The sequence below is a fragment of the Citrobacter sp. Cu096 genome (assembly GCF_030332285.1).
GTDB lineage: Bacteria > Pseudomonadota > Gammaproteobacteria > Enterobacterales > Enterobacteriaceae > Citrobacter > Citrobacter meridianamericanus.
Map to the genome: position 1 here is coordinate 201,846 of NZ_JAOWID010000018.1, position 24,946 is coordinate 226,791.

Below are 24,946 nucleotides of genomic sequence, written 5' to 3' on the forward strand. Positions count from 1 at the left end.
TTTGTCCATTCCATTAGTTCATCGTTGTGCATTTGGTTCCAACTAAGTACAACAGTTGATGCATATATTAATGTGTTTTTATATAACAATATGAATTTTTTAGTGTTTTATTGTGTTTATAACCACCGTTTAAAACTCCCTGCTGCCATCCATACCGTTATCCCGGACCATAAAGCGGTGGGCAGTAAAATCAGCATTGCAGGCAGGAACAGCGGCTGCGCCAGATAACACACCCAAAGCGTTGTGGCGACCGAACTGCCGGACCTGATGACATAACGGTGAAGGAATGTAGATTCGAGCCCGGAGCCAAACCGCCTCAAATCCCGTTGTACCAGACCTTCGGTCAGCCCGATTACAACACACAGGCAAATCAGTGGGAGCATGGCGGCAAGCCATGTCAGGCGCAACATAAAACTCAGCAGCGTGTAAGCCAGGGCGGTGAGCGGTTTTTGCAGGAGCCTGTTGACCATAAGTACGCGAGTTGCCCCTTTTTCCAGCAGTATCACAATGTCATTCCCCGATGGATGCGATTGCAAAGCACTAACCAGTTCCACCTGCTCCCGCCTCATCACCTGGAAAACATGCTCGCTTCCCTCATGCGGCCACCAGAAATACAGCCCCGCCAGTTCCAGCACTACCCGTAGCACCAGCGCGCCAATAACCAGCCCGATGAGCCGCCTGATCAGCGACAGCAGCCAGCCAATCGGTCCCTGTGGTGGGCGTGACGGAGGCGTTCGCTGCTCACTCATTCCACCTGCCCCTGCTGGCGCGCCTGCATCCATGCCGCCAGTTGCGCGACGGACTCCGGTAGTGGGTAGTGTTTATCCGCTACGGGCAGCGGCAGACGGATTTTCCATAGCTGACCGCCTTCAAGCAGGGCAAAGGCCTGGCCTTTGGGAAGCTGGATCAGCGCGGCGGTATCGAGTAGCGGCACATTACTGGTGGTTACCTGCTCGCGGGTATTGCTGGTAAAGCTGTTGATGCCGCCCGGCGTGTCGGTGACGCCGGAACTCACCTGGCGGCTGCGCACTTCGATCTGTGGCAGTTGCTTTGTCAGCAGTTCGGCGGTGGCGGTTTCGCGCACCCGCAGCATAATCAGATTGTTGAAGTTACCTACCACCTGGCCTGCCTTCGGCGCGCTGCCGATGCGGGCCTGAATATCACTCAGCGTCTGCGTGTAGGCAGTGACCTGAATACCTGCGCCGCCGCCCTTGTTGACCAGCGGAATAAACTCCTCGCCCATCAGTTCATTAAACTCATCGCAATGCAGGTTGATAGGCGGCGGTTTTTCACTGTTGCCGGGCAGTCCATCATTCAGACCAAACTTGTAGAGATGTCCGGCGACGCTCACCAGGTCGGCAAACATCGAATTGCCGACAGCGGCAGCAACCACCGCATCGGAGAGTGCATCCAGCCCTATATAGACCACCGCCTTCTGGCGAATCGCCTGTTGCCAGTCGAGGATCGGTCGCTCGTCGTCCAGATCGTGGTAGTCCGGGGAGAGTAAAGCGGCGAGCGTGCCGGTGGTCAGCTTTTCCAGCAGCGGCAGCAGCGAGGCGACAATCTTGTCGAAGTAGGTTTTGTCATAGCGCACCGCCGAGAGCAGGCCGTCGAGGATCGGATCGTAAAATTTCTCTGCATTGAGGTACTGCTCCAGCGCCACCACGTGAGGATCGCGGCCCAGCATATGGCGTGGCGTGTTTTTGTCGTTAACGCGCTCCGCCAGTTGCGCCACCACTTCCCACGCCCGTGCGTTGTGGCGCGGCAGCACGATGCGGGCATAGTCGATAAACAGGGCATCGATATTGACCACGTGACGGGAAATTAGCTGGTAGTCCGGGCGCTGTCCGAGCGCCACCAGGGCGCGGGCGATAATGTTGACAAAGCGCCAGGCGAACTCGCGAAAGGCCGCCGAGTTGCCTTCGCCGGAAAGTTGTCCGGTGAGGCGCGACGCCACTTCCGAAATACGGCCAAAGCGTCCAATGGCGTTGTAGCGGGCGGAGATCTCCGGATACGCCAGATGGAACAGGATAAAGCGGTCGCCGCGTCCGGCGTGCTGCGCCTCTGTCCACAGACGCTTCAGCAGATCCGCGTCGCCTTTTGGATCAAAGACGATCACCACCTCACCACGGCGGATGTCCTGGGTGGCAAGCAGTTCCGCCAGCCGGGTTTTGCCGACGCGGGTGGTGCCGAGCACCAGCGTATGGCCAGGACGTTCATTGAGCGGCAGGGTGACGTCGCACTCTTTCAGTTCCACCCCATGTAACCACGGATTGCCGCCAACGGGCGGCAGCGGGCGCACCGGGTTCAACCAGCGATCGGCACTGAGCAGGCGGGCAAGGCCGGGCAGAGTATGTTCGCCGCGTTTTTCGATATGCCTTGCCAGACGATGGCACCATCCGGGGCGCAGCCAGCGTGCGGCTTCCGGTTGCAGGCAGTCGTACAGACGCTGGGTGTGGATAGGCAGCCAGCGAAAGCCTTTACCGAGAAACAGCCGCTGGCGGCTGACCGGGATTTTCCTGCTGGTGAGCGCATAGCGCGGCAGGTGCAGGAGGTTACGCTGGTAGTGTACGATTTGCCATCCCTGCCAGCCGCGTCGTAGGGCCAGCAGCATCAGGGCGCAGGCCATCAGGAGGGCCTGCCACGGCGTCAGCATCAGCAGCGGGGCCTGCGTCAGGCAGATTAATGCGCCACAGCCAGCGGTGACGGTGCTGTAAAACTCTACAGGCGGGCGCAGCAGCGCCTCCAGCGCATAGCGGCTCATGGCGGTGCGGCCTGTTGCAGATGGCGGCTGACCAGCTTGCGGTAGCGAGCAGCGGGCGCGCCGCCTGCGGGGCGGTGATAGCGGGCGGCGGCATTGAGCCAGCTTCCGGGACGTTCATCGTAGCGCTGACGCAGCAGTTGCGCGGTGAGCGACAGGTTCTGCAGGGGATGCAGGGCGTCGCAGGGAGAGTCAAAATATGCCCGATGCCAGCCGATATTGATTTGCCCGAGCCCCACGTCAATGCGCTTCGGGCTGGTGCTGCGGATGGCGGCCAGCAGCGCCTGACAGGCCTGCTCCCGGCTGGCGTAGCGGTAGCCGGTGCCTTTGATATTGAGCGTCCACGGCCATGGGCGATGTTTGCCGCTCAGGTTCGCTCCGCTTTCGGTCTGTGTGACGGCCCACAGCAGTTCCGGCGGCACGCGGAAATGCTCCGCGGCGCGCAGGTACGCTTCCGGCAGGGGTTGTGCCAGCGTCAGGCAGGGCAGCAGCAGGATCAGGGCAGGACCTCGTGCCATTGTTCCCCCTTACGTTCCAGCGCCACCGGAATTTTGCTCTGCCCCAAAAGAAGCCAGCTGCCCGCGTCGTGGTTAAGCGTGATGCTGTGTTCACTCACCAGTTTTGCGTCAATGCCATGCGCCATCGCCCAGCGGCGCACCCGGTTATCATCACCTTCGCTGTTGACCAGCCAGATATCCAGCGGACGCTGTTGCGCCAGCAGGGTACGCAGCAGACTGTCGCAGGGCGGGCAGTCATCTTTGACGAACAGCGAAACGCGGGAAGTGCTGGCAGAGGTGGTTTTCAGCGGCGTCAGGCCCGGATACAGGCGTTGCCAGGCCGCGTCATAGGCGCGCTGAAAGGCGAGTTCTTTCTCCAGCCGCTGGTATTCCTGCCTGACCAGCAGTTCGGCGAAGCGCTGACGTTCGTGGTCTGTGTCGGCTTCGACGCCCAGCGTGGTCAGCGGATCGAGCCCCGGCGACCAGACGCCGCGCGCCTGCTGTTTCTGCGTGAGATAGCGCTGCCACTCCTCTGGCGTGACGCCCCAGACGGTGGCCTGCTGTTGCGTGCTCAGCGGTCTTAGAGCTGAGTCCGCGTTCTGGCTGGTCTGCACCTGAAGCGGTTGCGCCCACACGCTGGCGGTGAACAGTAACAGGAGAATCAGGCGTTTCATCGCTTACTCCGGCATCTTCAGCGTCAACTGGCGTTTGCCGTGACGGAATACCGCCCGGTGCTCATCAAACCGCTCCAGCCGCCAGCCGCGCCACTGCTCTCCCCTGCGCAGCCACACCACCTGATGGAGGTAAACGGCTTCCGGCGGCACAATTACGGCCAGGTGGATATCACCACGCTGTAGGATCCCGGCGAGAAAAAACGGGGCCGTTAGCGGCCCCAATGGGCGGAGAGACACGGGATGACGGTAAGCCACCGTCGGGGGGAGGGAACTGTCACTGGCAAAACAAATCTCGCGACGATTTTCGTCGGTGGTCATCCGCCACGCCGGGCCAGCCAGCAGTTGCAGGGCGGTATTCCGGCGCAGGGGGCCGGTGTTGTACTGGCTCAGCGGTAACGGGAGCCCATAAAGCTGCGCCCGGCGCGCATCGGCAAGACACAGAGCCCAGCCGCTGTCGCGCAGCAGGTACTGTAACGCTTCCCCTAACGTTGGGTGAAAACCGGGCGGAACGGACAGGGCTATAAGCTGTTCGAGTGGCGGCTGTTGCGGTGATGTGCTGACCAGGAGATAGCGGTCGTAGCGGACGACTTCTGGCGTGGCAGGGGAGGCGGTGGCCACGCCGTTGAAAATAAACAGGAGCAGGGCTGGCAGCAGTCGTTTCATCGCATCCTCCACAGAGCTTTTACAGGAGCGTGCTGGATGAGAGGACTGGGGACTACCGACAACTGTTTGCAGCGTCAAAAAATAGCGCCCGTTATTCCGGGCGCAAAATCAGATCAGTAAGGGAATCTTTCCCCCATCAGCCCCAGCGTAGCGGCAATGGGGATGCCTTGCTCAGAAAAATGAACGCGTAACGTCAATCTGACGGTTTGCTGCTGCGTGCTGCCGTTAGTTTTTTGCGACAGCACCCAGCGGTAGTCGATACGAATGGTGCGCTGCGGCGGTTGGTGAGAGATAAAGGCCACTACCGCTGCCATTTCAACACCTTTCAGCAAGTCCCTGATGTCGTTGTCATTCCGGTCTTCAAGACAGTGCTTGTGGGCCGGAAGAGTAATGGCCAGATCCAGCGGCAAGCCTGCGTCCAGCGCCTCGTCATCAAGGTTAATCAGTTTGTCCCGGTCAGGGGCTTCTTCACGTGAGTTCAATACGGTATTCATCATGCGTTTCTCCGGTAAAAGACCAGGGAAACGCCCCGACGGGGAATTTCCCCGGCAGGGTGAATGCTGTGCGTTAGAACTGCGCTACAGGCTCTGCTGGCGGTGTGGCTGGCGCTGGCTGTGAATCAGCTTCGCGCTCTGCCCGGTAAACTTCTTCACCGTCAATTTTGATGAGCCCGATGTGCAGCAGATGGGCCTTCAGGCTGACGCCGGTTTCGCCTTTACGGTCGCCTTTGCTGTAGACAAAGGTGTCGGCATACAGATCGCCGAGGCGGAACTGGATCAGCACCTTGCGTTTCTGCTCGCAGGCGTCGATACAGCGGTGTACCAGTTTCAGCGCTTCCTTGCCGCTGACGCGGCAGTCGAACCAGGTGTGCTCCGCGTTGCTGGCTTCGCCCCGTAGTGCGGCAATGTCGCAGCACAGGAACGATTCGCCTTTTTTCGGGGTCACTTCCCGGATCCGGTTGAGGTAGCCCAGACCGCTGGTGTACAGGTTGAAGTAATGGGTATCGTTCATGGTGGTGTCTCCGTGTTGAAGGTGCGGAGCGCCCCATGCGCGGGAACGTCCCGCTTCGGGTTTGGCTCATTGGCTGCAAGGCCTCTAAGTTACTGGCATTACGGGCATTCCGCGCTGTGCGCCTCCGCGTTTCAGGAATGCATGGCGGGTTTTGCTGATAACGGCATTACAGCAACAGTTTTCGGGATGAGAGGACAGCGAGATTTGTTACCGGTGGCTGAATAATTTCCGTGACAGGCCGGGAGTATAATGCGTGATTCATATCACAAAATTGCGCTTCGGTGAGTTGAAATATTGTGCAGTAACCTCATATAGGAAGCGGGTAAGGAACACCTGCCCACAAGACATGAACTTTTTGAATATTCTTTTTACTGTTCAGGAGGTACATGATGACTCTCAGAACTTTTCCTGTATTACACGATCTCTCTGACTCTCTGTTTGCGGACCGTTTTAACCGTATCGATCGCCTTTTTAGCCAGCTAACCGGCAGTACGCCGTTGCCCTCCACGCCTTCTTACAATATCCGGCGGCTGGGGGATAATCGCTATGAACTGACGCTCAGCGTGCCGGGCTGGAAAGAGAGCGAACTGGAAATTGAAACCGTCGGCGGTCAGCTGAACATCAGCGGTAAACGTGAAGAGGAGAAACCGAAAACGGCGAAGAAGGATGGATCCATCGGGGTATCAGCCGTAGCGACTTCCGGGCCAGCTATAGTCTGCCGGAGCATGTGAAAGTGACCGGCGCTTCGCTGGAAAACGGCTTGCTGGCGATTGAATTACACCAGGATATTCCGGAAGAAGAGAAACCGCAGCGCATCGCCATCAACAACAACCCGGCGATTGAACACAAGCCGTAATCGTTGACTGTCGTTGTTTTCACGCCCGGCAAATGCCGGGCGTTTTGCTAACCTGATGAGGCGCTTTTCTGGCCTCTGACTATTTGAGCCGTGAGCGCTGTAACGGCTTCTTGCTGCTGCACCAGGAACGCCTCCAGCCCCATTTTCCCCGTCGCGATGTCATCCAGCATCTGCTCCCACAGTGCAGTGGTGCCCGGATCTTTCAGCGTTTCTGGCAGGGCGTCAATCAGTGTGCTGGCGGTATCCGTTGCCAGCAGAAAGCGGCGTTGCTTAATCAGATAACCGCGCTTAAGAAGCGTCTGGATAATCCCAGCGCGCGTGGCTTCGGTGCCAATACCGGCGTTCTCTTTCAGCCGCTGCTTCAGGCGTTCATCGCTGACAAAACGGGCGGCATTTTTCATCGCGGCAATCAGCGTCCCTTCCGTGTAGTGCTCCGGCGGTTGGGTCTGGCGGGCGCGAACGTCCACCTGTTCCACCTGGCAGGTTTGTCCCTGTTGCAGGGCGGGAAGCGCCTGCGTTTCTTCCGGCGATTGGGTCGCCATCTCGCGCAAAAATAGCTGCCGCCAGCCGCTGACAATCACTACTGATCCACGGGCAGTCAGCGTTTCCCCGGCGCAGTTCAGGCGCAGCTCGGTTTTATCCGCCTCGTGGTCCGGCAGAAACTGCGCCAGAAAATGACTGCGCACCAGGCCGTAGACCTTGCGTTCGCTGTCGTTCAGCTGCGCCAGATCCACCGTTTTACGGGTCGGGATGATGCCGTGGTGGGCGGTGATTTTGCTGTCGTCCCACAGCCGGGAGCGCTGCTGCAAATTTAGCTGCGTGGCGAGGGGCTGGAGTGAGGCGTCGCTGGCGACCAGCGCAGCCAGCACCTGCGGCGCTTCAGCGTGCATGGAGAGCGGCAGATAGCCGCAGTCGGTGCGCGGATAGGTGGTGGCCTTATGGGTTTCATACAGGCGCTGAGCGATATCCAGCACCTCCTGCGCGCCCATGCCCCACTGTTTCGAGCAGGTCTGTTGCAGGGCGCTGAGGGTGAAAGCCAGCGGTGGCGGCGTTTTCTCCCGGCGGGTGGTCACGTCCATTACCAGCGCGGTGCCGGCCTGTTGCAGATGCCCGGCGGCCTCGCGGGCGGCGGACTCTCGGATACCGCGGCCTTCGTCGTCACAGTACGCACTATCAGGCTGCCACTGCGCCAGAAAGGAAGTTCCCTCAGTGTGCAGCCGGGCATCCACGCGCCAGTAAGGGCGGGGCGTGAAGCGCGCGATCTCCCGGTCGCGCTCCACCACCAGACGCAGGGTCGGCGTCTGCACCCGGCCCACGGAGAGCACGCCTTTGTGCCGTCGGTTCATCAGCGTGCAGGCGCGGGTCATGTTGATACCGACCAGCCAGTCAGCGCGGGCGCGCGCCAGTCCAGCCTGATACAGCGTAAACGTGCTGTCGCCGGATCGCAGCGCGGCGAGTGCCTTGTGAATACTGGCCTCATCCAGCGCCGACAGCCACAGTCGCTGGACCGGGCCGCGCCAGCGGCATTGTTCCAGAATTTCACGGGCGATGGTTTCGCCTTCGCGATCGGCGTCGGTGGCAATCACCACTGCATCTGCCTGTTTCAGCAGCTTTTCGATGATACGGAACTGCTTGCGTACCTCCGGGCGGATCACCAACCGCCATGCCGGGGGAATAAACGGCAGATGCTCTGCCCGCCAGTGTTTCAGCGCCGGATCGTAATCCTCCGGCGCGGCCATGCTCAGCAGATGGCCAAAGCACCAGGTGATGGTCACGGTGGCGTTATGCAGGTAGCCGTCGCTGCGGTTACGGGCGTCAAGTACGCGGGCGATATCGCGCGCCTGAGAGGGTTTTTCGCACAGGTAAAGTTGCATGGGCTGTCTCCGGTGAAAGGGAGTTCAGCATGGTGTGCCGGAGGGATCAGGCGACAGGGGAAATTGGAGGGAGAAGGTAAAAATTGCACCTTAAAACGCGCATTAAACGGATAGTGCCTGTTTTAAGGTGCATGAGGTGAATTTAAAATTTTCGCTAAAGTGACACTCAGGGTTTAACTTTGCACAAAATTTTAAACCAGCGTGGTTAAGGGCTGTATCCGGCGCAGCATAAACATCACCACCGAAAGCTGCGTATTCAGCACCTGCCGCCGCCATTCGAGCGCCATCAGCCCATCGCGCAGTTCATCGCTCGCGTCCGGCTGTTGAATGGCCTCCTGCAACGCCACGCCTCCCGAACGGTTGTTGTCCAGATTACGCCAGCGCAGATAGCTGACGCCGGAGCGCGCCGGGTTGCTGCACAGGATCAGTGGTACGTTGCGTCCCGGCAGTTCATACACCGCCTGTTTCAGCATCGGCTGGCGTTGTTGCAGTTGCGCGCGCAGCGCCTGTAATTCCCGCACCAGCGCTCGCAGCTCTCCCTTACCCTTAAAGGCCTTTAAAAGGCCCTTTAGCGAGCTTTTGCGGGCGGCGCTTTCTTCGTCGTCTTCACCGAGCATCACGCAGGATCTCCGCAAGCATCTTTTTGGGCAAATTCCCGAGCTTATGCGCCATCGTCTGCGCCAGCGGACTGTTCGCGCGCACGTCAGCGCGAGTCACGCCGGTGGTGCGAAAGCGGTTCACGAAGCTGAACACCTGGAGCATCAGGCGTGGGATGGTGGCAATGAAATCGCGCTTCTCCGCCTGGGTGATAAGGCCGAGGTGCCAGGCAAGCAGAGTTCGGCGGACCAGCAGATCGTAATCAATCAACTGCTGCAGCAGGCGTGAACCGGGCGGTGAGAACAGCGCCAGCGGCAGGATGAATTCGGTCGGGGACGGGTTACTGACCTGCGTGGTGTGGATAGCGCCCGGCAGGCTGGCGAAGGCTTGGTCCAGCCGACGGTTTTTTTGCTTCAGCAGGTGCGCGATCAGGTTCAGGCGGATGCGCAGTTGCTTCAGCCAGTGGGCGGCCCACGGATCGTCGGCCTCTTCGGCGCGCAGCAGACGCCTGAGTAACGCCAGACAGAGCAGCATGCCAGTGGGATGCGCCTGCCACAGCCGGGCGGCGACGCGGGTGTGCAGGGTGATGCGGATATCGCTGAACAGGGTTGTGTCAGGCATCGGAAATTCTCCATGGATTCAGATGCCCGCAGTGTCGGTCCGCGCAATGAGCCAGGCGACAGGAACCCCATCTGGTTCACAGAAAGTTAATTTCGTCGATGAATGATGTTTGATTGATAGCTGGTATACCGGCTTTATGCGGCGCGCATAAAATAGGGACTATCTCCGCCTGCGCCGTAACTGATTGAACTCGCCCCGTCTGGCCTTCTCCAGCGTTGCCAGAAGATAGGCGAGGGGGCGATGGATATCGTGGGCGGCGATCCGCCACAGACAGTTGTCCAGCACCTGCTGGCAGAGAGCGGGATCCAGATTGCGCATCGCGTGTTCGGCGGCGCGGCGCTCGCTGGCGCTGAAGGGATTATCCACAGGCCAGTGCAGCAGTTGCGTACGCTTTTGATGTTTATTGTTTAAATCTGTACCAGTATGTACGCAATGCGGCTCAGGTTGCCCGCCAGCCCCCGCCACATCACTGAGTCTTAATTGAAGACCCGGGCATTTTTTACTGAGTCCTCGATTAAGACCAGGGGCGGTCTTCAATGGAGACTCAGTGCAGGTTCGTCCACTATCCACAGGTTGTTGCAGGGTGAGCAGCAGCCCGATGGCAGTGGTGCGGATACGCCGGTTGCGGTGGTGCGAGCAGGCGGTGAGCAGCGCCAGATATTCGCTGTCCATCCGGCAGGCATCGGCATGAGTCAGTGGTGCATCGTGCAGGGCGTAGAGATTGCCGGTGATCCTGCCGCTTTGCTCGTCGCGCAGTCGCTGGCACAGGCTCAGCCAGCGGGTGATCCGCAACATCATCAGCGTGTTGCTGACGGTACTGCGCGAGGCCTTCTCGCCCTCAGGCTGGTCAGAGAGCCAGCCCTGCAGGTCGTTGTAGGAGGGGAAGACGCCGCTGCCATCGTCGCGGGCATGCAGGCGCAGCAGTTGCCACGCGAACTTGTCGCGCGGGGAGAGGTTGCGCGCCAGCAGCAGGCGCTTCGGCACGCTCTGCTGCGGGTTGCCGAGAAACAGCAGCCGATCGTCACTCTTCATGCAGCAGCTTCTCCTGACTCCACTGGCGCAGCAGGTTCCAGATGACCGTCAGCGACAGGTCGTGTTCGCGGGCCATTGTCATCATGGCGGTCAGCGCTTCGGGTGAGTCGAGCTTATTCACGCCCGTTTTCTGCCACTCGTTCCATACCAGTGTCTCCACCTGCTCATCCGGAGCATTGTTTCGCCCTTGCCGGACAAACAGGCCAATCAGCCGCCGCCGGGCGCAGACTTCCGGTGTAGAAAGGCCAAAGTAGTGGTTGATGAATTCGATGGACGCACCGAGCGACAGGGCTTGCTCCAGACGCTGCTGGAACAGCCGCTCCTGCTCCATCCTCGCCAGCATCCGGCCCAGCATCTCGTGGTCAATGTGGGTGGTGATGAACTGTACCGCGCTGTTGCTGAGAAACAGGATGTCGTCGGCGGTGAGACGCGTCAGCTCGCACAGTTCCTGCGGGCTGAAGCCGAGCGATTCACAGTAGCGGATTTGCCCCTCTTTCAGCGCCTGGACGATGTGGGTGAGCACCGCCTGGTTAACTGAAGGCGTCATGGTGAACCTCCCGCAGCCGCCGCTGGCGGCACAGGCTGATAAGCTGCATCAGTTGCTGGATCTGAACGTTGTCGTAGTCCGGCGACAGCAACAATTCGAGGGCGGGCATCGGCGTTCTGGTGTCGCCATTCAGGGCTGCCAGCACCTGATAGCAGCGCTGCGCCGCCGGATGGGGAAATTCGTCGCAGGGTGCGAGGGTGAAACCCGCCGGAGCGCTGTCGTCCGGCTGGATACAGGCGTCCAGTCCCCAGCAGGCACACAGCGACCGTGCCGTATGCACCAGCGGTGAGGGCCTTGGCTTGGCGGGTTCAGTCGGTAGCTCAGGCTCTGGTAGTGGTGCTTTTTCCACTTCCGATGGTGGCGGCCAGAGGACCTTTTCGACCGGGGGCCCCAGCAGAGCCTGCCGCTTGCTCTGTCCATCGGTCAGTTCCGCCAGCAACGTATTCCAGCTCATGCCGCTGCGACAGCTCATCTCGCCGAGCAGTTCGTCCTGCACCAGTTGCGGTACCACGCCTTCCGGCTCGCCATTGAAGGTGGCAAGGGCGGTGCTGAACAGGTCGGCAAATTCCGGCTGGCGTTCCAGCGGCATCAGCTTTGCCCAGACCTGTTCCGCTGCGCTGCGTAGCGCCAGCAGGCGATCGATAACCTTTCGGGTCAGACCGCCATATAGCGCGTTAGGGATGCAGGGCAGCAGCCAGTCGACGGTCTGTAACATCCGGCTGATTTGCGACTGGCTGACGGGATAGCCGTCGCGGGTGAGTTGCTCCGCCAGCGCCAGCTGCGTCGGGCATTCAATACCTGCCTCGAGGTAAAGATCGCGCAGGTGCAGGACCCCTTCCGCCCGTTCGATAAACATCAACCCATTATGCAGGTCGCTTTCGGCCAGATGGCCGATCAGGCACTGGACTTCGCCCTGCTGCGGTGACAGCGTTTCAGGCCATGGTCTGAACGGCCAGCAGACGCGGTGGTAACGCTCATCCTGTGTCTCCTGCCACAGTTCATTGAGGATGGCGAGGCGCGTATTCCCGCCGCTGGCGAGCATGTATTTTTCATCACCGGGGCGACGGGTCAACACCGGCGGGTTATCCAGCCCGCGGGCGAGAATTGACGCTTTCAGCGCATCATAGCCGGGGTTGCGGGTGACGCGGGGATTGAGAGAGAACGGCTGGATTTGCTCCAGACTGACCTGTACCATCTCCTGTTCTCAGGTAGTGCTGGCACCGTGAAGCCAGCGGTTGAGCAGGTGTGAAGCGCGCATAATCTTCCTCCGGCATTCAGACATCGCGTGTGAGGCGGATGCCCTGGTGGATCCACGCGTCCACCTCGCTTTCCAGCCAGGCGACGTGGCGGCTGTTGAGTCGAATGGATGGCGGAAACTGTTGCAGCTGGATTTGCCGGTAAATCCACGATTTACCGAAGCCGATTTTGTCTTCCACCTGGCGTAAGCGTAAAAATCTGTCGCTATTCATAACCATTCCTCCTGTGTCCAGATTCGTTCACATCAGCACGATGGACGTGGTTATGAAAGCAGCAGCGTCCCTGCCAGGAAGTAAAAATCCTTATCTGGGTTAGTGAGAGTTGTTGGTTGAAAGGGTTAGTTGATCGCGTTACGGCGGTGTGCCGCGCTGGAGTGCGGTTTTCAACGTCTCGGGGCTTAGCGGCAGGTGCATACCTTCCTCGCGCGCCCAGCATTCGAAAATGTTCAGCAGTTTGTAGGGATGCTCCAGCATTTCATCGTCCAGTTGCGGGTTGTGCTTGCAGGCCAGCCACAGCAAACGGGAAAGCGCGGAGGTGATCCGTTCCTTTGATTCGGGTTGATAGTGATCCAGAAAAGCCTCCAGGTGGATGCGGCGGATGACGAACAGTGCGTCAGGAGGCAGCGTGTCCTGCAGGTAGCAGACGGACAGACTGAGTCGGGATTTCAGGTTATTGCGGCCATTACCATACAGTTGGCCAATCAGCAGATGTAGCTCTTCCTGGAGGTTGTTTTGCGTGGCGAGCAGTTCCAGTAAAAGCTCCCGCAACGATTTGCGGCAACAGAGTTGGTAGTAGCTGTCGTTCTCATCGCAGACCACGATGCCAATCTGGTTGCAGCAGTGGGTATCATTGGGGCAAGGGCGATTCAGCGTTTTCGCCAGTTGCTGGTGGAGCAGCAGGCGTTCAAGGCCGATTAACGGCAAATTCCACAGATGGCTGGTGGTCAGTTGCAGAGTCGGGTCGCGTCTGCATGGTGGCGAGTTAGCCATCACTTTGCGGTTGCCGGGTTTGTTGCACAGGGAAGGTGGAAAGGGCGGCTTGCTGAATCGGCAGGCAAAGCGGCAAGGGGGATTGAGTGGTCTCAGAAGTACGGGTGAAGGGAAGTAGACCGAGAGTGGCAGATCGCCGTGCAGGGCGTGGCGGATCAGATCGGCGGGCAGCAACGTGATGTTGTGCTGCCGGATGACTTCTGCGGCCTCGTCCAGCGTCAGCCACTCCTGGCGGATTTTGTGTGGGGGCATGGGGCGTTCCTTTTTGTGTTGTGGGTTGCGTGTAGTGCTTGTTGATGGTGAAAACCGGTGTGAGAAGTTTTTGCTAAAACAACTAACCTGATCAGTTTAGTTAACGATCTTTTCAGACATAATCCGGTGATGAATTACGCTGGAAAAACAGGATGTAACATTGAATAGCTCGGAAGACGATTTGCTTGAAGTGGCGTGGTATTTGTCGAAGTACGGTAAATCTCAACCACCTGTGGGATTGGGTGTTCAGAAATGGAAAGAGGCTTTTGCCTTGTTTTATCCTCGTTTTGGCGCGGGCAAAACCGCCAGCGAGTTTCGCAATAGTCTAAGAAATAGGCGTGATCGTTTTGATTTATGGCTTACTGATGCGCGTGTCGGCTGGCGGGACAAACAGGGTGCTCCTGCGGAACTTTCTCATTCAGAGCAGCGTGTGCATCAGCGATTGAGTCTGCTTTCAGAGAGTGCGATTGAGCAGCGCGTTCTTTCGTTAATATCTTCTGGTGGAGATGAACAGGCGCAACGTGACTGTCTTATTATTCAGCAGGATAAAAGTATTGAAGATACCGTACGCGAGCAGCTGATTGCGGCACGGCTTGGGCAGGGTACCTTTCGGAAAAATTGTCTCATGCTGTATCCGGCATGCCCTGTTACGGGAACAACTTTTGCGCCGTTACTCCGTGCCAGCCATATAAAACCGTGGGCTGCCTGCGAGAATGGGAATGAACGCCTTGATCCGTTTAATGGAATTATACTGGCCGCGCATATTGATATTTTATTCGATCAGGGATGGATTTCGTTTGAGAACGATGGGCGTTTATTAATTAGTGATGAGCTGGATATTAGTGTTAAAGAGCAATTTTTATTGCCAGAGAAAATAAAGACGTTTTCTGTTGAATCGTATTGTTATCTGGAATGGCATCGGGAGAATTTACTGAGATAGTTGAGTTTTGACGAGAATACCTTTGATATAGGATATCATGATTCGTTTGGTAAGGGGAAAGGTACAAAATGAAGATGGTAAAAATATATTCAACAGGAAGTTGTGATGCTGCAACACGTGAAGGTTCGGCGGAAGTTGTGCTGGAATGTGAAGGGAAAATAAAATATCTGACCTTCTCCTACAGTGATACGACCGCAAATAGATGCATTCTCCAGGGCTTTATTGATGGTGTGAATTGTTTGAAGAAACCCTGTAACGTTGAATTAATCAGTTCATGTGAGCTCGGTGTGAAGAAAGCGCAGAAAGGAAAGGGTGTTAATGTAGATTTGCACAAGGAATTATGTGGAATCTTGATAAAGAAAGAATGTGAATATTCTTTTTCTGTCATGCATGGTGAAGGCGACCTTTTGAATGCTTTTATTCGCATGCATCGGACAAAACAATAGCTGGAGAGCCTACATACAGAACCATCTTCGACAGCGCTATTTTCTGAACTTACAGGTTCCAATATTGCATTGAACGCTGCCAGTAGGGCTCACTGGCTTCTGGAGCGTGCTGTGCAATCGGTAACCCTCTGCTGCTTCGGTTATAAAGCTTTTATGTGCCATGCAGCAGGATATGGTTGCCTCCTGGACTCCGTATAACCCGAGTATTTGTATCGAAGCGTGAACAAAACATTGCAGCCAGCTTTTCAACGTGGACAATAGTTATCCATACGGTGATTTTATATTCGATAAATCAATGGATTTCATTGAGTCATAGGACTGGTAATGGATGAAAATGCTTTAGGGTTTGCCTCATACTGGCGCAACTCGCTGGCAGATGCTGAGTCAGGAAAGGGTAGTTTTGAACGGAAAGACGCCAAAAATTTCACTCACTGGCATGGGATAGCGGCGGGACGTCTTGACGAAGCGATCGTCGGTAAATTTTTTGAGGGAGAAAAAGACGACGTCGAAACAGTCGATGTCATCTTGCGGCCAAAGGTTTATTTCCGGTTACTGCAGCATGGTAAGGACCGTTCCGCTGGTGCGCCTGATATTGTTACCCCGATAGTGACGCCAGCACTGTTGAGCCGTGAAGGTTTTTTATATCCGACGCCAGCGACCTCCATTCCCAGAGACCTGCTTGAACCTTTGCCAAAAGGGGCATTTTCGATTGGTGAGATTGAGCAGTATGACAAATATAAAACGACACATACGTCATTCTCTATCAACTTTGATGACAGCGTTGATAACGCTGCCGAAACGGATGAAGAACGAGAAGCACGATATGTAGCCTGGCAGCAGGATTGGCGTCAATATCTGGATGATTCAGAGAGGCTACTGAAGAATGTTGTCGGCGACTGGATTAAAAATCCCGAGCAATATGAACTCGCTGAGCACGGTTATATTGTTAAAACGGCGCAATCTGGCGGCGCCAGTTTCCATATCCTTTCGCTTTATGACCACCTGCTTGTTTGCAAAAAGGATGTGCCGCTTTTCAATCGTTTCGCCTCGCGGGAGGTTCATGCTGCAGAGTCTTTGCTCGATCCGGAAGCAAAATTCAGCGACAGGCTTGGACACTCCGGAGATAAGTTCCCGCTGGCAAAGGCTCAGCGCGATGCCTTAAGCCATTTTCTGGATGCCAGGCATGGCGATATCCTTGCCGTTAACGGCCCTCCGGGAACCGGGAAAACCACGCTGGTGCTTTCTATTATCGCCACTCAATGGGCCAGAGCGGCTCTCGAAAAAGCGGAACCTCCGGTTATTATCGCGACTTCAACGAATAACCAGGCTGTAACGAACATTATCGAGGCGTTCGGGAAAGACTTTTCCCAGGGTACTGGTGCAATGGCCGGACGATGGTTGCCAGAGCTGAAAAGCTTCGGTGCTTATTTCCCCTCAAGCACTCGTAAAGCCGAGGCAGCCAAAAAATACCAAACTGAAGATTTCTTCAACCAGGTTGAGTCAAAAGAGTATGTAGAGGATGCACTGCTGTTTTATCTGGAGAAAGCTAAGGCAGCCTTTCCTAAAAAAGATTGTTCATCCCCTGAAAAGGTCATTGAACTCCTGCATGGCCAGTTGGCAGAAAAATTCGAACAACTGGTAAGACTGAACGCAACATGGCAAACGTTAAGCCAGGTTCGGGAGGCGCGAGAGCTTATTGCTAATGACATTGAGCAATATCTCACTAATCTAAATAAATTACTCTCCGGGCAAGAACAAAAAGTCACTCTGCTGAAGAGTGCTAAAACGGAATGGAAAAAATATCGGGCCAGTGAATCCCTGATCTATTCATTATTTTCCTGGCTTCCGGCGGTTCGCAGTAAGCGGCAGTACCAAATACAACTGTTTCTCGAAGATAAATTAGGTGCGCTGACTGCGGGAAATCAGTGGTCTGATCCTGAAACCATCGAACGTAATATTGATGGACTGCTCAACTCCGCTGAGCGCGAGCAAACAACATACCGGCAGCAGATTGACTCCGCCCATGAAATTGTTCTTAAAGAACAGCAGGCGGCTCAGAAGTGGCAGAATCTGGCACTTGATTTAGGGCATGAGGGCAACGAGGAGCTGAGTTTCTCACAGGCAGATGAACTGGCTGATACGCAGATTCGCTTCCCTGCATTCTTACTGACCACCCACTACTGGGAAGGTCGTTGGCTAATGGATATGGCTAAGATCGATGATCTGCAAAAAGAGAAGGGCAAGAAAGGAGCTAAAGGGGTAACCGCCCGCTGGCAACGCCGAATGAAACTCACTCCATGTGTGGTCATGACCTGCTATATGCTGCCCGGCAATATGCAGATAAGTGAACACAAAGGCCAACGTAAATTCGAGAAAAGCTATTTATATGACTTCGCTGATTTACTCATTGTCGATGAAGCCGGGCAGGTGCTTCCTGAAGTGGCTGCTGCCTCGTTTGCCTTAGCTAAAAAGGCATTAGTGATTGGTGATACGGAACAGATCCCGCCAATATGGAGTATTGCTCCCGCTATTGATATAGGTAACATGCTGGCGGAAAAAATTCTGTCAGGTAGTACGCAAGAAGAGATTACTGAGAAATATACGGCAATCGCAGAGCTTGGTAAAAGCGCTGCATCTGGCAGCGTCATGAAAATAGCGCAGTGTGCCTCACGCTATCAATATGATCCCGAACTGGCTCGTGGAATGTACTTATATGAACACCGCCGGTGTTTCGATAATATTATTGGATACTGTAATGCGCTCTGCTATCACGGTAAGTTGTTGCCTAAAAGAGGGGGGGAAGAGAGCAATTTAATACCCGCAATGGGTTATCTCCATATTGATGGTAAAGGAGAGCTGGCAAGAAGCGGAAGTCGATATAATTTGCTTGAGGCTGAAACGATAGCGGCCTGGCTGACAGATAACCAGCAAGATATTGAAGCGCATTACGGCAAATCGCTTCATGAGGTTGTCGGTATCGTGACGCCTTTTAGCGCTCAGGTATCGACCATCAAACAGGCGCTGGGTAAACAAGGCATCAGTACAGGCGCGAATGAAACGTCGCTCACGGTGGGCACCGTGCATTCTCTTCAGGGGGCGGAAAGAGCGATTGTTATATTCTCGCCAGTCTATTCAAAGCATGAGGATGGCGGGTTTATTGATAGCGATAACAGCATGCTGAACGTTGCTGTCTCCCGTGCGAAGGACAGTTTCCTGGTCTTCGGCGATATGGACCTATTTGAGATCCAGCCATCCTCATCTCCGCGGGGATTACTGGCAAAATATCTCTTTGAGTCAGAGAAGAATGCGCTCACTTTTGATTATAAAGAGCGTAAGGATTTAAAAACTTCCGAGACCAAAATCTACACACTCCATGGTGTGGAGCAGCATGATAATTTCCTGAATCAGACGTTTGAAAATACCGGTAAACACATCACGATAGTTTCTCCATGGCTGACCTGGCAAAAACTGGAGCAAACCGGTTTTCTTGATTCCATGATTGCGGCGTGTTCACGTGGTATTAACGTCACGATTGTCACTGACAGAAGCTACAACACTGAACATAGTGATTTTGAGAAGCGAAAAGAGAAGCAGCAGAACCTCAAAGCGGTGCTGGAGAAACTGAACGCCCTTGGTATTGCGACAAAACTGGTCAATCGTGTTCATAGCAAAATTGTTATTGGTGATGATGGTTTGCTGTGCGTGGGATCGTTCAACTGGTTTAGTGCGACACGTGAAGCGCGATATGAACGATACGATACATCGATGGTTTATTGCGGTGATAACCTGAAGGGCGAGATTGAGGCAATTTATAATAGCCTTGAGAGGCGTCAGGTTTAGGGTAGGAATTGTGATTGGCCATCTTATCGACTGCTTTCCAACGTAAGATGGCTGAATGGAATGGCCATATCCCGGTAGACAGTTTCTGTCTTCACGGTGAAGCATTTTCAGAAGGAATTATTGTGGCGACTAAAATGTGGATGATCCGCGGCGATGGCGGAAAATTGTACGATGACTTCAGGGACAAACAGGTTGTTGCAATCGGCTGGTCGCAGCTCGCTCCCTATGTGAAACCGGGATGCTCAAGAGAGCAGTTGTTTACCCGGTATCAGGAGCTTGAGCCACAGACTAAGCCTGGCACAGTTCGCTCCGGTGCTTCTCAGGTCTGGCGCTTTGTGAATGAGATGCAGAAAGGTGACTGGGCTATCACTTATTCACCTTCTAATCGGACCTATTTAATAGGAAAAATCGCCTCAGATTTTGAGTTTCATGCCGAGTGGCTTGAAGATGGCATGGGCATCGCTCGTAAAGTGAAGTGGAACGCAGAAGAAATTAAGCGCGATAGCCTGAGCGATGCAACCAGAAACACCCTTGGCTCAACGCTGACTGTTTTTCAGGTGCCTGATTTTGCCGTGAATGAATTAGTGCAGGGCAAAAAGCCTATCTCAGATGTCGTGCCGGAAGTACCTGTTTCAGGTGAGGAGGATGAGGTCGTTTCTAATCCTCTGCGCGACATGGAAATGATCGCTTTTGAAGGCATCAAGGATCGTATCAACCGTCTCGACTGGGATGAGATGCAAAATCTGGTCGCTGGCGTGTTACGCAGCATGGGATATAAAACTCAGGTATCGCCTGCAGGTGCTGACCGTGGGAAAGATATCATTGCTTCGCCTGACGGTTTCGGATTCGAAAATCCGCGCATTATTGTTGAGGTGAAGCACCGACGGGAACAGATGAGCAGCCAGCAAATCCGTAGCTTTATCGGTGGCCGTCATAAAGACGATCGCGGGCTGTATGTCAGCACCGGTGGATTCAGTAAGGATGCACGCTATGAGGCCGATCGTTCTACAATCCCGTTGACGCTATGGACGCTTGACGATTTGGTACGCGCGTTAGTGGAAAACTATGAGCAAGTGGATATTGAGACTAAGTTATTAGTTCCACTTAAGAAAACGTATTTGCCTGCATGAATAACCTATGATTACTATTAATTCAGGCTCAGTATGACAAAATTGTATGCTTAAACGCGATAAAAGTTGTCTATCTGCGGTGGGGCGAGAGTACATAACGTATTGGGCTACCATACAAATGGTGGCCTACATGCAGAACAAGCTATAAAACACAGCCATTCTGCACTACTGTGTTGCTGGCTTGCCCTATGCATGCCTTCGTACTTTTTTCTTCATCTTTCAATATTTTCATGAAATACTTGGGAAAATCACATTTGAGAGATGAGTGTATGAGTGTCGGTATTGTTACATTTTTCAAGTATACACAGCTTGGTTTTTATCGTTATGGCAATGATGATTATTGCGAGCCACTTGAAATGGATACCCTTCTTTCATCCCTCCATGTGTGGTTTCAGGATAGAATTTCACTAGAAGACACACTTCTTTGGGATGACGAAACTCCTGGCTATTCTCATCGTAAAAAGGTTTATCTAAAAGCAATCGAAAAAGATGAAGAAACGGGTGAATATATCCTTGTTCTTTGGAGAGCCGTAGGAAGTGGTGATGGTGTTTATGGAATAAAAGCTGATGCGCGGCTCGATGACAACACTTTATATGATGCTAATAATGCAACCGCTGGAGATCGAGTCATTTGGGGTGAAGCATCCTATTATTGGTTTATTCCATCTAAAAATTTGTTTGCATCAATCCGATTCTCTAATTCAATTGCAGATACCAATCTAATGAATTTATTTTTCAGAGATTTTGTCTGCTTACATGCTGATTTTAGAGAAAAACGCCGAGAAATTAAAGAAGGGAGCACAGGTTCTTACACAAAAATAACGTTCCCTGCGCAGCAAGCAGGTGAAACTGGAAATTTGTGGTTTCGTATCAGCTCAAAGCAATACACAAAACTCACTACACGAGCTGATCTGGGCGCTATCGCCCGTGACATAACTCATTTTGTTAAGCGTGAAGTGATTGCAGCAAGAGATGTAAATCAATCCGATTGGACAAGGTTTTTCGGAAGGCTCCCTTTTGTCTCTGCTGAGGTTACAAAAGATACTCGTAAAGTTGAGGTGAATATTGAAGCTAAACCAACGGCAGAAGAATTGCAGCAAATTTTCGAACAATATGCCGAGGATTACAACGGTGGTTTAGATGGTTGGCGTAACCTTGGGTTTAGAAAAGAGGGAGTGGGTGGTATTTGTTGGTTGAATAGTTTTGTGGTAAAAAATGTTCTGCCGATTGATGATACAACAGGCGGTGGTGTGGACGAAACGGGCCATTATACAGCGCAGCGCCTTTTCACAGCCCTACAATTTAAACGCGATGGTTTGCTTGCACCATTTGGCGTTGGCGCGGAGGAAGCCACTGCCCCCCAAGCTATTCAGGAATTACCATGAATAAATCTAAAGTTATTGTTTGGCATATACTGGTAGTTTTGGTTGTAACTTATTTAAGCTACAGCTTTAGGCTAGATATAGATTTTAAAGATGTTGAACCTATAATTTCTATCTTGCAAAATACATCAGCAATGATTTTTACAATAATGGGGATCTGGATTGCTTATGTTTATCCGAACGCTGTATTAAAAATTGTTCAACCCTCAAAGGTGACAGTGATATTTTCTGACGATGACTTAAAGAGAGTTAAGTTGCTGGTGGGGGTAGTTATTTCCTCAGCATTAATTTTGTTATTGTTATTGGTTGGGGTTGTCGTAAAAACGTTTGTGATAAAGACTTATCTATTTATGCAGTACCAATCAGCATTTACAGTTATTGGTTTATGGTTTTTACTCTCTTTAATTTATGCACAATTATTTTGCATATATGCGGTAATAGCATCTAGCGTAAATTTCATTATCGATTTAAAAAATCTTAACACTAAAAAACGGCTATCAGAAAAACTCGATGGCAAAATTAAATAATATGCGCTGTAATTATAAAAGCGTATTTATGATACGCTTTTATTTACTCTTAATGGAGTTGATGAAAGTTAGTGAGTTCATAGAGTTAATTTCTCCACGCACAAGAAAAAATCATTGATTGTTCAATCATACCCTATACCCGTTATTTTCGTTACAAAGTAAAAGTACTCTGATAAGGTTCAGTTGCAGCAAATCTCAACCCCTATTGAGATTTGCTAATAATGACAGCACAAAAATCGGGCAGTATGCCCGACTGTGATACGGTAAATTATCGGGACATACTTTGCTTGATTAGCCCAAAGAACATTTCCCAGAGATGTTCCGACATTCCTTCATTCGTCAATAGTTCGTTTCGCGAGGTGCCGCGACTGAAGCCTCCCATCAGAGCACGAAAACCAAGAGTCTGACCGTTATCAGCAAGGCTTAGACTTTCGTTAATACTGTTTCGAACAACATTATCCTGGCTGTAACAAATATCCCCCATTCCATGGTGTTGATTTCCACGCCAGATGCCACATTGACCGACCTTACTGCCATTGATATACACAGCACAGGTGAATGAATCTGTATCAAGCCGATTAAAATCGATGTCTAATCCGGGGTGGCGCTTTTTGAGTTCATCTAACGAATTCTCAAAATAGCGGGCAACATATTCAAAGCCCTCACGTCTGGCGCGATCTTTATCCAGATCGGTAAAATTCTTAGGGAGAGAAAGGTTGCTTGAACGCGGTGTAAAAACGGAATCTACTCCCTGAAACATCGGATTCGCCGGAGCCGGTGAAGGGATATGTGTGGTTTGCTGTGGTTTTTTGGCTTCCATCTGGGCAATGGCACGCGAGACGGCCTCGACGACCTGAACGTAGCCTTCATCGTGGGTGGCAAACTTAGTTATGGGTTTACCGTCGATAGTCGCCGCCATAATGCTGCCGAATTCTAACTGATGCCAGGCACAGTCTCTTAAAATTACCGGAATGACCACCGCCTCGTCCCGGTTATGCCGCTCCAGTGCGTTTTTCATCTCTACCTGATAGCAGTAATCTGAAGAGATAAAGTCACTGCTGATCAGGAGCAGGATGATATCTGCTTGCGAAAAATAGTGGTCGATCTGACGTTCAAACTCCTGGCCTGGGACGATGCGGCGATCGTGCCATGTCGTGATCTTCCCGGTTCGCTTCAGCGGGGATAGATGCTTCTCAAGTTCGTTGCGTAGTGCTTCATCTGCATGGGAATAGGAAAAAACGAGAGTGGTCATAGCGCGTAAGATGCTCCGGTAGAGAAATGAGGAAATACCGCCATTATTGCGCTAATAAGTGTAAAAGAGTAATCCCCCTTGGCTACAAGGTATTGATGCGGAAATCAGTCCTTCATCTTGGTATCATTCTGATGCCAGAGTATGATCTCTGACGATTTCCTTGATTTAAGCAACTTGGGTAAAGGCGTCTACTTATTGAACGCTCAGGTGGTTGTGGAATCGCTTTGCTTGCTTTTTTACTGTGAAATCCATGAGTTGCTGAGAGTTCCAGCACCGCAGGATCGATAAGAGACAACAATGACACTGATTAACCTAAAAGATCTCGAGGCCCATCTTTGGCATGCTGCCCATATCATCACTGGGCCTATTGATGCGTCAGATTACAAAACGTACATTTTCCCCATCCTGTTCTTCAAACGCATTTGTGATGTATATGACGAAGAATTTGCCGATGCGATGGAGAGCGTTGGGGATGCAGAGCTTGCCAAAGGTAAGATGTTCCACCGTATCCAGATACCTGAGAATTGTCACTGGCGTGACGTTTTTGCTGAGACCAAGGACATCGGTCAGGCCTTAAAAGACTCTTTCCGTGGTATAGAACTGGCAAACCCTAAACTGCATGGCATTTTTGGCGATGCCAGCTGGACCAATAAAGAACGCCTTTCTGATGAGTTATTGGCTACGTTACTTAATCACTTCAACAAGGTGAATCTCGGCGTTGCCAGTGTCCGTGACGATGATATGGGGCGCGCATACGAGTATCTAATCAAACGTTTTGCAGACAAAGCCAATAAGAAAGCCGGTGAGTTCTACACCCCCCGTACTATTGTTCGCTTGATGGTTAACATTCTTGATCCAAAAGCCGGTGAGAGTGTCTACGATCCCGCCTGTGGTACTGGTGGTATGCTGCTTGAGACTATCCACCATGTAAAAGAAAACGGCGGTGATCCGCGCTTGCTAAAAATTAAAGGTCAGGAAAAAAACCTGACTACCGAAGCCATCGCGCGAATGAACCTGTTCCTGCACGGTCAGGAGGATTTCGATATTGTTCGCGGGGATACGCTGCGTGAACCTAAGTTTTTACGAAGCGATCGTTTAGAAACCTTCGACTGCGTTGTTGCCAACCCACCATTTAGCTTGAAGGAGTGGGGATACGATCTGTGGTCGAACGATCCCTATGGCCGTAAGCAATATGGTCTGGCACCTAAAACAAATGGTGATTTTGCCTGGGTGCAGCATATGTTTGCTTCACTTAACGACAATGGGCGTATGGCTGTCGTATTACCTCATGGTGTGCTGTTTCGTGGCGGATCTGAGGGGGCAATTCGAACCAAATTGCTGCAAGAGAATCGCATTGTGGCGATTATTGGTGTCGCTTCTAATCTGTTCTACGGCACTGGTATTCCTGCGTGTATTTTGGTGCTGCGCAAATCTCGCCCGGCAGCGCATAAAGATCATGTATTGATTATCAATGCTGAAGAAATCTATACCAAGGGGCGTGCGCAGAATACGCTGTCCAACAAACAGGCTGATGACATATACAAAATCTACCATGACTTGGCTCAACAGGGACCAAATGCAAAAGAAATCGAAGGCGTTGCACGCTGGGTACCTCTGAAGGAGATTGAAGAAAATGACTTCAATCTAAATATTGCTCGTTATGTGCAAAAGCCACTCGAAGAAGAAACCATCACTGTGGAAGAGGCGCTCAAAGATTTTCAGCGGAAACTGGCTGAGCTGGAAAAAGCAGAAGAGGAGCTGGAAGCCCTGCTTATCAAAGAAGGGTTCGAGGTATGAG

23 protein-coding genes and 1 pseudogene are annotated in these 24,946 nt (G+C 53.0%); 8 read left to right on the top strand and 16 right to left on the bottom strand.

Features of this window, described 5'->3' with window-relative positions:
* Positions 1–116 precede the first annotated feature (116 nt).
* The 7 genes from OGX99_RS02405 to OGX99_RS02435 all read right to left on the bottom strand — a co-directional run bounded on the left by OGX99_RS02405 (position 117) and on the right by OGX99_RS02435 (position 5,606).
* Positions 117–749, bottom strand: coding sequence for an IncC plasmid conjugative DNA transfer DtrJ family protein (locus OGX99_RS02405; RefSeq protein ID WP_286542520.1), 633 nt, complete (start codon positions 747–749; stop codon positions 117–119).
* The gene (gene traD / locus OGX99_RS02410; RefSeq protein ID WP_286542522.1) at positions 746–2,764 is read right to left on the bottom strand and encodes a type IV conjugative transfer system coupling protein TraD; all 2,019 of its coding nucleotides are present in this window, start codon (positions 2,762–2,764) and stop codon (positions 746–748) included. Before traD ends, OGX99_RS02405 begins: the two co-directional genes overlap by 4 nt.
* Positions 2,761–3,279, bottom strand: a complete 519-nt coding sequence (locus OGX99_RS02415; protein WP_286542523.1) for a transglycosylase SLT domain-containing protein — start codon at positions 3,277–3,279, stop codon at positions 2,761–2,763. The genes traD and OGX99_RS02415 overlap by 4 nt, the downstream gene beginning before the upstream one ends.
* Positions 3,258–3,932: a TIGR03759 family integrating conjugative element protein gene (locus OGX99_RS02420; protein ID WP_286542526.1), complete on the bottom strand. Its 675-nt coding sequence runs from the start codon at positions 3,930–3,932 to the stop codon at positions 3,258–3,260. The genes OGX99_RS02415 and OGX99_RS02420 overlap by 22 nt, the downstream gene beginning before the upstream one ends.
* Positions 3,933–3,935: 3 nt before the next feature.
* Complete coding sequence (gene pilL2, locus OGX99_RS02425; RefSeq protein WP_286542528.1) at positions 3,936–4,595, bottom strand: PFGI-1 class ICE element type IV pilus protein PilL2; 660 nt, start codon at positions 4,593–4,595, stop codon at positions 3,936–3,938.
* Between the two features lie 113 nt (positions 4,596–4,708).
* Complete coding sequence (locus OGX99_RS02430; protein WP_286542531.1) at positions 4,709–5,092, bottom strand: hypothetical protein; 384 nt, start codon at positions 5,090–5,092, stop codon at positions 4,709–4,711.
* 70 nt (positions 5,093–5,162) lie between these two features.
* Positions 5,163–5,606 (bottom strand): STY4534 family ICE replication protein, encoded by a 444-nt coding sequence (locus OGX99_RS02435; protein ID WP_286542533.1) that lies wholly within the window; start codon positions 5,604–5,606, stop codon positions 5,163–5,165.
* Between the two features lie 386 nt (positions 5,607–5,992).
* Between OGX99_RS02435 and OGX99_RS02440 the strand changes: the two are divergent.
* Positions 5,993–6,462 (top strand): annotated as a pseudogene (locus OGX99_RS02440) (Hsp20 family protein).
* A gap of 47 nt (positions 6,463–6,509) precedes the next feature.
* Here OGX99_RS02440 and OGX99_RS02445 read toward each other — a convergent pair.
* From OGX99_RS02445 to OGX99_RS02480, 8 genes are all read right to left on the bottom strand, one after another.
* Positions 6,510–8,336 carry a DNA topoisomerase III gene (locus tag OGX99_RS02445; protein WP_286542535.1) on the bottom strand — a complete coding sequence of 609 codons (1,827 nt, stop codon included), beginning with the start codon at positions 8,334–8,336 and terminating at the stop codon, positions 6,510–6,512.
* Positions 8,337–8,527: 191 nt separating this feature from the next.
* Positions 8,528–8,953, bottom strand: coding sequence for a DUF3158 family protein (locus tag OGX99_RS02450; RefSeq protein ID WP_116361490.1), 426 nt, complete (start codon positions 8,951–8,953; stop codon positions 8,528–8,530).
* A complete protein-coding gene (locus OGX99_RS02455) occupies positions 8,943–9,554 on the bottom strand; it encodes a PFL_4669 family integrating conjugative element protein (RefSeq protein WP_116361489.1) in 612 nt (203 codons plus the stop codon). The genes OGX99_RS02450 and OGX99_RS02455 overlap by 11 nt, the downstream gene beginning before the upstream one ends.
* Before the next feature lie 159 nt (positions 9,555–9,713).
* Complete coding sequence (locus tag OGX99_RS02460; protein ID WP_286542538.1) at positions 9,714–10,586, bottom strand: STY4528 family pathogenicity island replication protein; 873 nt, start codon at positions 10,584–10,586, stop codon at positions 9,714–9,716.
* Positions 10,576–11,133 carry a DUF2857 domain-containing protein gene (locus OGX99_RS02465; RefSeq protein ID WP_116361487.1) on the bottom strand — a complete coding sequence of 186 codons (558 nt, stop codon included), beginning with the start codon at positions 11,131–11,133 and terminating at the stop codon, positions 10,576–10,578. The genes OGX99_RS02460 and OGX99_RS02465 overlap by 11 nt, the downstream gene beginning before the upstream one ends.
* Positions 11,117–12,328 (bottom strand): ParB family protein, encoded by a 1,212-nt coding sequence (locus OGX99_RS02470; RefSeq protein WP_286542541.1) that lies wholly within the window; start codon positions 12,326–12,328, stop codon positions 11,117–11,119. Before OGX99_RS02470 ends, OGX99_RS02465 begins: the two co-directional genes overlap by 17 nt.
* A 79-nt stretch (positions 12,329–12,407) precedes the next feature.
* Positions 12,408–12,602: a helix-turn-helix transcriptional regulator gene (locus OGX99_RS02475; RefSeq protein ID WP_286542543.1), complete on the bottom strand. Its 195-nt coding sequence runs from the start codon at positions 12,600–12,602 to the stop codon at positions 12,408–12,410.
* A 138-nt stretch (positions 12,603–12,740) separates the two neighbouring features.
* The gene (locus tag OGX99_RS02480; protein ID WP_286542546.1) at positions 12,741–13,631 is read right to left on the bottom strand and encodes a hypothetical protein; all 891 of its coding nucleotides are present in this window, start codon (positions 13,629–13,631) and stop codon (positions 12,741–12,743) included.
* A gap of 160 nt (positions 13,632–13,791) precedes the next feature.
* Here OGX99_RS02480 and OGX99_RS02485 point away from each other — a divergent pair, with 160 nt between their 5' ends.
* The 6 genes from OGX99_RS02485 (at position 13,792) to OGX99_RS02510 (ending at position 21,896) form a co-directional block, all read left to right on the top strand.
* Entirely contained in the window at positions 13,792–14,571 is a 780-nt protein-coding gene (locus OGX99_RS02485; RefSeq protein WP_286542549.1) for an HNH endonuclease, read from the top strand.
* Positions 14,572–14,639: 68 nt separating this feature from the next.
* On the top strand, positions 14,640–15,017 hold the full coding sequence (locus OGX99_RS02490; protein WP_286542550.1) for a ribonuclease H family protein: 378 nt from the start codon (positions 14,640–14,642) through the stop codon (positions 15,015–15,017).
* 324 nt (positions 15,018–15,341) lie between these two features.
* Positions 15,342–18,857, top strand: coding sequence for an AAA domain-containing protein (locus OGX99_RS02495; protein ID WP_286542552.1), 3,516 nt, complete (start codon positions 15,342–15,344; stop codon positions 18,855–18,857).
* Positions 18,858–18,997: 140 nt separating this feature from the next.
* A complete protein-coding gene (locus OGX99_RS02500; RefSeq protein ID WP_286542751.1) occupies positions 18,998–19,987 on the top strand; it encodes a restriction endonuclease in 990 nt (329 codons plus the stop codon).
* 188 nt (positions 19,988–20,175) lie between these two features.
* The gene (locus OGX99_RS02505) at positions 20,176–21,372 is read left to right on the top strand and encodes a hypothetical protein (protein ID WP_286542554.1); all 1,197 of its coding nucleotides are present in this window, start codon (positions 20,176–20,178) and stop codon (positions 21,370–21,372) included.
* Positions 21,369–21,896 carry a hypothetical protein gene (locus OGX99_RS02510; RefSeq protein ID WP_001043245.1) on the top strand — a complete coding sequence of 176 codons (528 nt, stop codon included), beginning with the start codon at positions 21,369–21,371 and terminating at the stop codon, positions 21,894–21,896. Before OGX99_RS02505 ends, OGX99_RS02510 begins: the two co-directional genes overlap by 4 nt.
* Before the next feature lie 268 nt (positions 21,897–22,164).
* Here the strand turns inward: OGX99_RS02510 and OGX99_RS02515 are convergent, their stop codons facing one another.
* Positions 22,165–23,148: a toll/interleukin-1 receptor domain-containing protein gene (locus OGX99_RS02515; protein WP_286542557.1), complete on the bottom strand. Its 984-nt coding sequence runs from the start codon at positions 23,146–23,148 to the stop codon at positions 22,165–22,167.
* 297 nt (positions 23,149–23,445) lie between these two features.
* On the opposite strand from OGX99_RS02515, the gene OGX99_RS02520 reads away from it, so the two are divergent.
* A complete protein-coding gene (locus OGX99_RS02520; RefSeq protein WP_211691151.1) occupies positions 23,446–24,945 on the top strand; it encodes a type I restriction-modification system subunit M in 1,500 nt (499 codons plus the stop codon).
* Position 24,946: the final 1 nt, after the last annotated feature.

Coding starts and splice junctions, on each gene's coding strand:
- OGX99_RS02515 (WP_286542557.1), bottom strand. CDS start 23,148: ATGACCACTCTCGTTTTTTCCTATTCCCATGCAGATGAAGCACTACGC.
- pilL2 (WP_286542528.1), bottom strand. CDS start 4,595: ATGAAACGACTGCTGCCAGCCCTGCTCCTGTTTATTTTCAACGGCGTG.
- OGX99_RS02490 (WP_286542550.1), top strand. CDS start 14,640: ATGAAGATGGTAAAAATATATTCAACAGGAAGTTGTGATGCTGCAACA.
- OGX99_RS02405 (WP_286542520.1), bottom strand. CDS start 749: ATGAGTGAGCAGCGAACGCCTCCGTCACGCCCACCACAGGGACCGATT.
- OGX99_RS02455 (WP_116361489.1), bottom strand. CDS start 9,554: ATGCCTGACACAACCCTGTTCAGCGATATCCGCATCACCCTGCACACC.
- OGX99_RS02480 (WP_286542546.1), bottom strand. CDS start 13,631: ATGCCCCCACACAAAATCCGCCAGGAGTGGCTGACGCTGGACGAGGCC.
- OGX99_RS02500 (WP_286542751.1), top strand. CDS start 18,998: ATGATCCGCGGCGATGGCGGAAAATTGTACGATGACTTCAGGGACAAA.
- OGX99_RS02520 (WP_211691151.1), top strand. CDS start 23,446: ATGACACTGATTAACCTAAAAGATCTCGAGGCCCATCTTTGGCATGCT.
- OGX99_RS02470 (WP_286542541.1), bottom strand. CDS start 12,328: ATGGTACAGGTCAGTCTGGAGCAAATCCAGCCGTTCTCTCTCAATCCC.
- OGX99_RS02505 (WP_286542554.1), top strand. CDS start 20,176: ATGCATGCCTTCGTACTTTTTTCTTCATCTTTCAATATTTTCATGAAA.
- OGX99_RS02450 (WP_116361490.1), bottom strand. CDS start 8,953: ATGCTCGGTGAAGACGACGAAGAAAGCGCCGCCCGCAAAAGCTCGCTA.
- OGX99_RS02465 (WP_116361487.1), bottom strand. CDS start 11,133: ATGACGCCTTCAGTTAACCAGGCGGTGCTCACCCACATCGTCCAGGCG.
- OGX99_RS02460 (WP_286542538.1), bottom strand. CDS start 10,586: ATGAAGAGTGACGATCGGCTGCTGTTTCTCGGCAACCCGCAGCAGAGC.
- OGX99_RS02510 (WP_001043245.1), top strand. CDS start 21,369: ATGAATAAATCTAAAGTTATTGTTTGGCATATACTGGTAGTTTTGGTT.
- OGX99_RS02475 (WP_286542543.1), bottom strand. CDS start 12,602: ATGAATAGCGACAGATTTTTACGCTTACGCCAGGTGGAAGACAAAATC.
- OGX99_RS02435 (WP_286542533.1), bottom strand. CDS start 5,606: ATGAACGATACCCATTACTTCAACCTGTACACCAGCGGTCTGGGCTAC.
- traD (WP_286542522.1), bottom strand. CDS start 2,764: ATGAGCCGCTATGCGCTGGAGGCGCTGCTGCGCCCGCCTGTAGAGTTT.
- OGX99_RS02430 (WP_286542531.1), bottom strand. CDS start 5,092: ATGATGAATACCGTATTGAACTCACGTGAAGAAGCCCCTGACCGGGAC.
- OGX99_RS02445 (WP_286542535.1), bottom strand. CDS start 8,336: ATGCAACTTTACCTGTGCGAAAAACCCTCTCAGGCGCGCGATATCGCC.
- OGX99_RS02420 (WP_286542526.1), bottom strand. CDS start 3,932: ATGAAACGCCTGATTCTCCTGTTACTGTTCACCGCCAGCGTGTGGGCG.
- OGX99_RS02415 (WP_286542523.1), bottom strand. CDS start 3,279: ATGGCACGAGGTCCTGCCCTGATCCTGCTGCTGCCCTGCCTGACGCTG.
- OGX99_RS02495 (WP_286542552.1), top strand. CDS start 15,342: ATGGATGAAAATGCTTTAGGGTTTGCCTCATACTGGCGCAACTCGCTG.